This is a genomic window from Amycolatopsis eburnea (assembly GCF_003937945.1).
Classification (GTDB): Bacteria; Actinomycetota; Actinomycetes; order Mycobacteriales; family Pseudonocardiaceae; genus Amycolatopsis; species Amycolatopsis eburnea.
The window spans coordinates 765,954-775,789 of sequence record NZ_RSEC01000060.1; the positions used below are offsets into that span (position 1 = coordinate 765,954).

Here is a 9,836-nt window from a genome sequence, read left to right on the forward strand (position 1 = left end):
CCTTCCGCCGCCCCAGCTTGACACGGCGCGCGTAGCACCGGACCGCCCCGTCCGCAAGCCCCGCCGGCGGCCGTGTGGACAACTGCGCGCGCTTCCCCGAGTTGTCCACAGAATCGAAAACACGGGCTGACAACCGTTTCCCGGCGAGCCAATCTGGAATCACACGTTCACCGCGGCCCCGGTGCCGCGACTTCCAGAGGGGAATCCACCATGTCTTCCAGCCGTCTCCGTTCCCGGCTCCCGCAGTTGCTCGTCCTGGCCGTGCTCGGACTGCTGACCAGTGCCGGAGCGGCGCAGGCCGCTTCGGCGCCGCCGGATCCCGCCTGCCAGAAGGGCGAGTTCTGCCTGTGGTCGGGCGACGCCTACGGCGGCGAATCCGAGCGGTTCGACCTGCGCACCGCGAATCCCGGGGAATGCATTCCGCTGCCCGAAGGATTCGCGGGGTCGTCGTTCGCGAATCTGATGAGCCGTGACGTCACGGTGTACCAGGACGGGGAATGCTCGACCGAAGGCGATTTCATCACCTACCCGGGTGGTGGCACGTTCGTGCCGAACGCGCCCTTCCTCGTCCGCGCGGTCCAGATCTGGGAGTGACCCCCGACCCGGGTCCGAGCCCGCCGCCCGCTCCAAGGGGGAGCCGGCTCGCGGCGGCGGCCGGGCCCGACCGGGGCCGCTCCCCCGACAGCGGCCCCACCCCGTGGGCGCGCCGCCGCGGCACGGCGCGCCCACGGGGCCTACCGGAGGCAGCTCGGCCGTCACACGGGAGTGGTCCGGACACCTCCCCCGAACGGGTCGGATCGCGGGCAGTGACGGTGTCGCCACCGGACTCCGGAATTACGTCGAACGAGACCTGAAACGATTCGCCGGTGTCGAACGATCGAGAGAATGGCGACGACTAAGCTGCCGGTGCCGGGCGACCGGCACGATCGGCAGCAGCCGTCGGCGCGGGCCCTCGTAGCTCAGCTGGATAGAGCAAGAGCCTTCTAATCTCTAGGTCGCAGGTTCGAGTCCTGCCGGGGGCGCCACCAGGGAAGACGTCGTGCGCGGCTGCGCACGACGTGCCCTGGCCACGTGATCGGCCCCACATCGTGCTCCCACAATGGACGGTGGCCGCCCGCATTCCCCCGCAGCGCGCGAAGGTCCGGACGTCGCACCGTGCGAGCGGCCAGGTGGCCCAACGGGGCCGGGCCGAGTTCCAGTCGAGACAACCTTGTTACCCAGGCGGCGAACCGGGCGTCGTGCTCCCGCGCGACCGAACGGTCACACCGAGCGATGAACCGCGTCAAACCGACACGCCGGCCCGATCCGGCACACCTGTGGAGGACACCATCGTGGCGGACCACGCATCCACCCCGCGACACCGCCGACGGCGCGAGAACGGCGTCGCGCGCGGCATCTTCGACGAAGCGCGCCGGGCCGACCTGGTGCAGCGGCACCTGAGGAAGCTGCACCACTTGGCCTTCCGCGCGGCCGCGGAGCATTCCGGCACCGGACCACCGGCGGGCGCACTGTCCAGTTCGGATCCGACACCCGGGGAAGCCGCGCCACCCACGGCGGAGGCCGCTTGACCCGGACCACGGCGAACCGGAACTTCGCACGCAACAAGATGATCGCCGACGTGATCTTGTCCCAGATTGGAGGAAAGCCGGCGACGAGAGGACGGACATGGACCTGCCCACACTGCTCGAGCGCGCTTTCCGGACGACGGCGGGTGTGGCGGCCGCCATCGAACCGGCGGCCTGGGACGGGCCGAGCCCGTGCCCGCGGTGGTCGGTGCGCCAGGTCGGCAACCACATGCTGGGAATGGTCGGCTTGACCACGCACGTCGCGAGCGGGCTGACGCTGGACCCCGCCGAAGCGCAGCCGGAGCGGCTGGCGCAGCTGGCGTACACCGACCGGCTCGGCGCGGACCCCGCGGCCGCCATCCAAGCGGTCGGAGACCGGTCCGTCGCCGTCTTCGCCGAGCCCGGCACCCTCGAACGGCTCACCGTGGGCAAGGGCGGCGCGGACACGCCCGGTTCCGTGCACGCCTTGATGTGCATCAACGAGGTCGTCACCCACGGCTGGGACCTGGCCAGCGGCGGCGGGGTCGCCTACGAGCCCGACGCCGAGGTCGTCGCCACGGCGCGCGAGTTCGCCCTCGAGCTGGTGGGGCCCGAAGCGCGGGCGCTCGGGATGTTCGGGCCGCCCGTGGCGGTCGGGGCGGACGCCGACGTGCTGACCGCGCACCTGGGGCACACCGGCCGCCGGTCGCCGTGGCCGGGAATCCGAGCGGTGGCCTGATGCCGGGCGGGGTGCGGCGGTTCGAGCACGTCGGCGTGATCGTCGACGACCTCGAAGCGGTGACGGCTTTCTTCGCCGACCTCGGTTTCGAAGTCGCTCCGCCGATGCGGATCGAAGACGAATGGGTCGACCGGATTCTCGGGCTCGAGGGCGTGCACGCGGAAATGGTGATGGTGAACGCGCCGGACGGCAGCGGAAAGCTCGAGCTGACGAAGTTCCACCACCCGGTCGACCCGGCGGGCGCGGCTCCGCCGGCCGTGAACCGGTTGGGGTTCCGGCACATCGCGTACATCGTCGAAGACCTCGACCGCACGATCGAGCGAATTCGGGCGAAAGGTCTGGACACCATCGGCGAAATCGTCAACTACGAAAACATCTTCCGGATGTGCTACGTCCACGGACCGGAAGGGCTCATCGTCGAACTGGCGGAGGAGAGCACTTAGGGAGATGCGGGACGGGGCCGCGTCGATAGCATCGCCAACGGGCGCAGGAATGTCCTGCGCCGCCGATGGGATCAAGGAGCGGATGCAATGGCCCGAGTTGTCGTACACGCAGTGGTTTCGCTGGACGGCTACATCGCCTATCCCGATGACACCGTCGGGCCGCTGTTCGACTGGTACGGGAACGGCGACACCACGATCCGCGCCAACGACGAGTGGTCGTTCAACGTCAGCCAGGCGTCCGCGGACTACGTGCAGCCCTTCTGGGACGCCATCAAGGTCACGGTGATCGGACGGCACCTCTTCGACACCTTCGACGGCTGGGCGGGCAAGCCGGCCTCGGCGGACGAGCTCGTCGTCATCACCCACCGGCCGCTGCCGGAGGAGTGGCTGGCCCGGTTCCCCGACGCGCCGTTCCACACGGCCGACTCGATCGAGAACGGCATCAACCTGGCCAAGAAGCTGGCCGGCGACGGGCTGGTCTGCGTGGCCGCGGGGGACGTGGCCGGGCAGGCGTTCTCGGCCGGGCTCGTGGACGAGGTCGCGCTGGACGTCGCGCCGGTCGTCTTCGGCGAGGGCAAGCGGTACTTCGGCAGCCACTCCGGGACCGTCCTGCTCGAGGACCCGGACGTCGTCATCCAGGGCGACCGCGTGCTGCACCTGCACTACAACGTCAAGCGCTGACCCGCGCCGCGGAAAACGTTTACCAGGTCGCCGGGAGCACGGCCGCTCTCGGCGATCTGCGTGCCTCGGCACCCGGCGCGCGCGTGCCTTCCCGCACGTTCGGATACGCGTCTCCACCGGCGGTTCTTGTAGCTTGGCAAGCATGGCTGACTGGTTGGCGGATGCGGTCCTATACCAGATCTATCCGCAGAGCTTCGCGGACTCGAACGGGGACGGGATCGGCGACCTCGGGGGCGTCGAGTCCAAATTGGACTACCTGGCGTGGCTGGGTGTCAACACGGTCTGGCTGAACCCGTGCTTCGCCTCCCCCATGTTCGACGCGGGGTACGACATCGCGGACTACTTCCGCGTCGACCCGCGGTACGGGAGCAACGACGACCTGCTCAAGCTGGTCGACTCGGCGGGCAGGCACGGGATCCGGGTGCTGCTGGACTTCGTTCCCGGGCACACCTCCAACGAGCACCCGTGGTTCGTCGCCTCGGCGAACGACCCGGACGACCACCGCTACATCTGGGCCGCCGAGCAGGGGCCGAACTTCCAGCCGTCGCCGGGCAGCCGGGAGGGTTTCTACCTGCCGAACTACTTCCCCGTGCAGCCCGCGCTGAACTTCGGGTACGGGCGGCCGAACGAGGCCGAGCCGTGGCGCCAGCCGGTGGACGCCGAGGGGCCGCGGGCGAACCGCCAGGCCCTCCGGGACATCATGGACTTCTGGATGGGTTACGGCATCGCCGGGTTCCGGGTCGACATGGCGCCGTTCCTGATCAAGGACGACCCCGGCCTGGTGGAGACGTCGAAGCTGTGGCGTGACCTGCGCGCGTGGATCGACCGCGCGCACCCCGGGACCGTGCTGCTGTCGGAGTGGAACGACCCGAAGCTGGCCGTCCCGGCCGGGTTCGACGCCGACTTCTTCATGCACTACGGGGAAAGCCGCGCGTTCCGGTCACTGTTCCACAACCGCGCGGTCTACGACATGACCTGGGAAGACCCGCGGCCGGCCTACTTCGACGCGGCGGGCCAGGGCTCGATCGACGTGTTCCTCGCCGAATGGGCGACGACCGCGGCGTCGATCGGCGACCGCGGGCACATCATCCTGCCGACCGCGAACCACGACTGGCCGCGGCTCGTCGCGGGTTCGCGCACGGCGCGGCACGCGCGCAGCGCGCTGGTGTTCCTGCTGACCTGGCCGACGCTGCCGGCGATCTACTACGGCGACGAGATCGGCACGCAGTACCAGCCCGGCCTGCCCGACCACGAGGGCAGCCTGCTGCAGGTCTTCGAGGACGGCTTCAACCGCGCGGGCTCGCGCACGCCGATGCAGTGGGACGCGGCCGATCCGGAGGTCACCTACCTGCCCGCGAACCCGTCGCCGACGCGGCCGGACGTGGCCTCGCAGCGCGAGGACCCCGGGTCGAACCTGAACCTCGTCCGCGAACTCATCGCCCTGCGCAAGGCGAATCCCGCGCTGGGCACCCGCGGGGGCGTCTCGATCGTCCGGGCCGGGTACCCGTTCGTCTACCGCCGCGGTGAGTTCACCGTGGTGGTCAACCCCGCGCTGCGATCGGAGACCGTGAACGTCACGGCGCCCGGCGAGCTGGTTCTCGGCGAGGGCACCGGCTACGACGCCGCCGGGCTGCACGTCTCGGGCTACGGCTACGGGATCTACCGGGCCTGACGGAACCGATGAATCCCGGCCGGAGCCCGGCCGGGATTTTTCGTGCGTGGGCACGGAAAAAGCCCCGGGCCAAGGCGGCCCGGGGCTCCTCCGAAACTGGCTCAGCGCTCGTGCGTCTTCAGCCAGGCGACGTAGTCCTGGACCGTGCGCGCGGAGTCGTACTCCGGCTCGAAGCCGGTGTCCTCGCGCAGGCGGGTGATGTCGAGGTAGTTCGGCGAGGGGCGCTCCGGGCTGCGGCCCGGCGGCAGCGTGATGTTCGCGCCCGGGACGGCCTTGTTGATCTCGTCGACGACCTCGGCGTAGGGCACCAGGCGGCCGCTCGAGACGTTGTAGGTGTTGTGGTTCAGGTGCTTCGCCGTCATGAGCAGGGCGATCGCGCGGCCGCAGTCCTTGACGTAGCAGAGGTCCGTGGCGTCCTCGGCGTAGGCGTCCGGGCGCGGCGGGGTCAGGTCCGCGTCCTCGCCCAGTACCGCCGAGCTGAGCAGGCGGGGCAGCGCGAAGAACGGCGAGTCCGGCAGGCTCAGCGGCCCCCAGATCGTGCCGATGCGCAGGTTGACGAGCTCGAAGCCGCCGGCGGCCGCGGCCGCGATCGAGAACAGCTCCGCCGTCTTCTTGAACTGGAGGATCTGGGGCAGCGGCAGCACCGGGAGGGCCGCGTCCTCGCGCCACGGGGCCGAGTCGTCCACGCCGACGTACACGCCGATCGAGCTGGCGACCGAGAACCGGCGCACGCCCCAGACCGACGCCGCCTTGAGGGCGTTCAGCAGGCCGAGGCTCTCGACGCGGAGGTACTCGACCGGGTCGGGGGTGGCGAAGTAGCTCGCCGCGAGGTGCACGATGCCGGTGATCTCGTGGCGCTTGCCGATGTCGAGGAACGCCTCTTCGTCCGTGGTGTCCAGCGGCTCGACCACGACCCGGCCCTCGGCCTCGTTCGCCAGGTACTCCGGCAGCTCGGTGGACCGGTGCGACGTGAGCACGACGGATTCGCCCAGGTCGAGCAGCGCCCGTGCGGTGTGCGACCCGATGGAACCCAGGCCGCCGGTAACGAGTATCATTGTCATCCTTTCGCGCTTTTCCGACGATGATCGCGCTCGTCTTTGCCGACAGTCATCCTGCCCTACCTCACCGCATTTCCGGCCGGAACGAAAGGGAATCGGCACGCTGGGAGATGTCGTGATCACCGCCCCACGGGCACCGTGGAACGGTGAACCGGAACTCCGAGGAGCGTCGCCATGCAGCTTGATGACCACGCGATGAAGGAATTGATGCTGGCCGGCGAGTACCACCTCGCCAACGGGGAACTCCTGAGCGAGGAGGTCCGGCGCGCCCAGGTGCTGCTGGAGGAGTACAACCGCAGCTCCGTGCTGGAAGGCGAACGGCGCCGCCAGATCTGCGAAGAGCTCTTCGGCGAGTTCGGCGAAGGCGCCTACCTGCGCCCGCCGTTCTACTGCAACTACGGGTACCAGACCAAGATCGGGGCCCGCAGCTTCGCCAACTTCGGTGTCATCTTCCTCGACGTCGGCCAGATCACCATCGGCGAGGACGTCCTGCTCGGGTCGTACTCGCAGCTCCTGGCCGCCGGGCACACGATCGAGCCCGAGTCGCGCCGCGCGAAGTGGGGCTACGGCAAGCCCATCACCATCGGGGACAACGTCTGGCTCGGGGCGGGCAGCATCGTCGGCCCGGGCGTCACCATCGGCGAGAACGCCGTCATCGGCGCGAACTCCGTGGTGATGAAGGACATCCCGGCGAACGTCGTCGCCGTGGGCGCGCCGGCCCGGGTCATCCGGACCATCGAGCCGGGCGAAGACCGCCCCTTCGACATCGCGAGCTGAACCCCGCCCCACGGGAAAGGCCCCGGACCGCCCGGTCCGGGGCCTTTCCCGTGGGGAGCGTCAGGACGGAAGCTCGACCGACTGGCGGTGCCGGAACACGTTGCGGGGGTCGTACTTCTTCTTCACGGCCTGCAGGCGCGGGTACGCGCCCTTGTAGTACAGCTCGTGCCACGGCGAGGCCGACTTGTTGAACGCCGGGTCGCTCAGGTCGGCGTCGCAGTGGTTGACGTACGAGCCGTCCGAGACGTCGTTGGGCACCGGGACGCCGCCGGTGGCCGCGTAGACCTCGGCGTAGACCTCGCGCGCCCACGCGATGTTGGCGGCGTCGCCGGCGGCGCCGTTCCACACCGAGGACCACTGGACCTGGTAGGCCGCGTCGCGGTGCTGGATGGCCGAGTTCGCCTGGGGCACCGCGGAAACCTGGCCGCCGTAGGGCTGGAAGATGATGTTGATGTTCGGGTTGCTGATGTCGGAGCGGGTCAGGTGCTTGTACATCGCCGCGGTCTGGGCCGGGGTGAACAGGCCCTTCATGAAGGCGGCCTTGTACTTGGCCCGCGCCGTCGGGTCGTTGGCCACCGAGTTGCCGGTGCCGGTCAGCTCGACGAACTGCAGCCAGGGCAACGTCTGCGGCGCGACGAAGTCCGGCGCCGCCACGCCGTCGGCGAGGTAGGCGATGTAACCGTCCATGATGGCCTGCGCGTTCGGCACCGACGGGTCCAGCTGCGTCAGCGCGGTGACCGAGCCGCTCGACTTGTGGTTCACCGACAGGGCGCCGGTCAGGTCACGGGCCGGGTCGTTCGCCGACCGGTGGTCGATGTGCCACTGCGCGTAGTTCCGCACCAGGCGCGAGAACTGCGCCTCCGACAGGTTGTTCAGGTTCCAGCCGGCCACGGTGAAGTTCGTCCGCGCGGGCGGCTTGGGCAGCAGATTGCGCGGGTCGGTGCCGGTCGCGCCCGGCGAGCGGAAGAAGTACCGCGTCACGACGCCGAAGTTGCCGCCGCCGCCCCCGGTGTGCGCCCACCAGAGCTCGCGGTTCGGGTCGCCGGGCTCGCGGGTGGCCACGACCGTCTGGGCCCGGCCCGCGGCGTTCACGGTGACGACCTCGACGGCGTACAGGTGGTCCACGACCAGGCCGTTGCGGCGGACCAGCCAGCCCCAGCCGCCGCCGGCGACGTGCCCGCCGACGCCGACGGAGTAGCAGACGCCGCCGGGGATGACGACGCCCCAGGTCTTGTACAGCTTCTCGTAGACGTCCAGCAGGGTCGCCCCGGACTCGATCGCGATCGCGTTGCGCTGCTGGTCGTAGTAGACGCGGTTCATGTGGCTCAGGTCGAGGATGACCTGGGTTTCGTCGCTGTAGACGAAGTCTTCGTAGCAGTGGCCGCCGCCGCGGACGCTGATCCGCTTGCCCGCGCTGACGGCCGCGGTCACCAGAGGCGCGACCTGCGACGGCGAGTCGATGACGGCGACGCGCTCCGGGTGCGCCACGAACCGGGCGTTGAGCGCGCGCACCAGGTCCGGGTACTGCTGGTCCGCCGGGTTGACGATCGAGGCGGGGCAGTCGGCGCCCGCCGCGGTGGCTTCGGCGGCTCCCGCCACCCCGGTGAGGAGCCCGGTGTCGAGCAACGCCGTCCCGCCGACTCCGAGAACTGCGCCAGTGAGGAATTTTCTCCGACCAGTGACCTGCCGCTCATTGAGCATTTCTGCCGTTCCTCTGCGATCGCGACTGAGTGCCGAGTCAAGAATTGAAAGCAGAAAATTAACCGATCAGGTGATTGACGAGCATCTTGCGTCGTGCCTTTAGCGAAAAAGATTCGCTTCGACACCCAGGGTGACCACACGAAAGAAGGGGACTTCCCTCGGCTGAGGAAAGCCCCCTTTCGACGAACCGGCTAGACCTGCGGCACGACCTCCGCGGCGATCAGGTCCAGGTGGTCCAGGTCGGCCAGGTCGAGGACCTGGAGGTACACCCGGGAGATCCCGGTGCGCTCGCGCCACCGGCCGATCTTGTCGACGACTTCGGCCGGCGAACCGGTCAGCGTCTTCTCGCGCAGGTCTTCGACCGTGCGGCCGATCTTCTCCGCGCGTGCGGCCACGGTGGCCTCGTCGGCGCCGACGCAGATGGTCTGGGCCACCGAGAACGTGATCTCCGCGGGGTCGCGGCCGATCTCGGCGCAGGCCGCGCGGACGCGGTCGAACTGCGCCGCCGTGTTCTCCTCGTCCCACAGCGAGTTGTTGAATTCGTTGGCGTAGCGGGCAACCAGGCGGGGCAGGCGCTTCGGGCCCTTGCCGCCCATGATGATCGGCGGGTGCGGACCCTGCACCGGCTTCGGCAGCGCCGGCGAGTCGACGATCCGGTAGTGCTTGCCCTCGAACGAATACGTGTCGCCGACCGGGGTTCCCCACAGCCCGGTGAGGATCTCCAGCTGCTCCCCCAGCCGGTCCACGCGCTCGCCCTTGGTCGGGAACGGCGCGCCGATGGCGTGGTGCTCGCCCTCGAACCAGCCCGAGCCGATGCCGAATTCCACGCGGCCACCGGACATTTCGTCCACCTGCGCGATGGTGACGGCCAGCGCGCCGGGGTACCGGAACGTCACCGGGCTCAGCAGCACACCGAGCCGGATGCGGCTGGTTTCCCGTGCCAGCGCGCCCAGCGTGACCCACGCGTCCGACGGACCGGGGTGCGCCGCCGCGGTTCCGGTGCGCATGTAGTGGTCGGACCGGAAGAACGCGGGGAACCCGGTCGCTTCGGCGTGCCGGGCCACGCGCAGCAAATCGCCGTGGCCGGCCCCTTCCTGCGGTTCGGTGAAGATCCTCAGCTCCATGGGAAAAAGCCTATCCCGGCGAAGAGGGCACGCTAAGCGAGGCGGCACGCTCGGAGATGAGCACGACAAGGACCGGTGCGAGAGTTCGATGTGCGAC

At 69.6% G+C, this 9,836-nt stretch carries 10 protein-coding genes and 1 tRNA gene; 8 read left to right on the top strand and 3 right to left on the bottom strand.

The features are described 5' to 3' along the window. Positions 1-210 precede the first annotated feature (210 nt). From EIY87_RS38810 to EIY87_RS38840, 7 genes are all read left to right on the top strand, one after another. Complete coding sequence (locus EIY87_RS38810) at positions 211-594, top strand: peptidase inhibitor family I36 protein (RefSeq protein ID WP_125314891.1); 384 nt, start codon at positions 211-213, stop codon at positions 592-594. 354 nt (positions 595-948) lie between these two features. Further along, positions 949-1,025 (top strand) — tRNA-Arg (locus tag EIY87_RS38815). 306 nt (positions 1,026-1,331) lie between these two features. Continuing rightward, positions 1,332-1,568, top strand: coding sequence for a hypothetical protein (locus EIY87_RS38820; RefSeq protein WP_125314892.1), 237 nt, complete (start codon positions 1,332-1,334; stop codon positions 1,566-1,568). Between the two features lie 97 nt (positions 1,569-1,665). Next, the gene (locus EIY87_RS38825; RefSeq protein WP_125314893.1) at positions 1,666-2,283 is read left to right on the top strand and encodes a TIGR03086 family metal-binding protein; all 618 of its coding nucleotides are present in this window, start codon (positions 1,666-1,668) and stop codon (positions 2,281-2,283) included. Then, entirely contained in the window at positions 2,283-2,726 is a 444-nt protein-coding gene (locus tag EIY87_RS38830; protein WP_125314894.1) for a VOC family protein, read from the top strand. Before EIY87_RS38825 ends, EIY87_RS38830 begins: the two co-directional genes overlap by 1 nt. An 87-nt stretch (positions 2,727-2,813) precedes the next feature. After that, positions 2,814-3,407 carry a dihydrofolate reductase family protein gene (locus tag EIY87_RS38835; protein WP_125314895.1) on the top strand — a complete coding sequence of 198 codons (594 nt, stop codon included), beginning with the start codon at positions 2,814-2,816 and terminating at the stop codon, positions 3,405-3,407. A gap of 142 nt (positions 3,408-3,549) precedes the next feature. Then, complete coding sequence (locus EIY87_RS38840) at positions 3,550-5,079, top strand: alpha-amylase family glycosyl hydrolase (RefSeq protein WP_125314896.1); 1,530 nt, start codon at positions 3,550-3,552, stop codon at positions 5,077-5,079. A gap of 101 nt (positions 5,080-5,180) precedes the next feature. Here the strand turns inward: EIY87_RS38840 and EIY87_RS38845 are convergent, their stop codons facing one another. Next, positions 5,181-6,134 (bottom strand): NAD-dependent epimerase/dehydratase family protein, encoded by a 954-nt coding sequence (locus tag EIY87_RS38845; protein ID WP_125314897.1) that lies wholly within the window; start codon positions 6,132-6,134, stop codon positions 5,181-5,183. A gap of 177 nt (positions 6,135-6,311) precedes the next feature. Here EIY87_RS38845 and EIY87_RS38850 point away from each other — a divergent pair, with 177 nt between their 5' ends. Beyond that, positions 6,312-6,914, top strand: coding sequence for a sugar O-acetyltransferase (locus EIY87_RS38850; RefSeq protein WP_125314898.1), 603 nt, complete (start codon positions 6,312-6,314; stop codon positions 6,912-6,914). Between the two features lie 60 nt (positions 6,915-6,974). Here the strand turns inward: EIY87_RS38850 and EIY87_RS38855 are convergent, their stop codons facing one another. Further along, on the bottom strand, positions 6,975-8,540 hold the full coding sequence (locus EIY87_RS38855; protein ID WP_225440316.1) for an FAD-binding oxidoreductase: 1,566 nt from the start codon (positions 8,538-8,540) through the stop codon (positions 6,975-6,977). A gap of 266 nt (positions 8,541-8,806) precedes the next feature. Further along, positions 8,807-9,739, bottom strand: a complete 933-nt coding sequence (locus tag EIY87_RS38860; RefSeq protein WP_125314900.1) for an LLM class F420-dependent oxidoreductase — start codon at positions 9,737-9,739, stop codon at positions 8,807-8,809. Between the last annotated feature and the right edge of the window lie 97 nt (positions 9,740-9,836).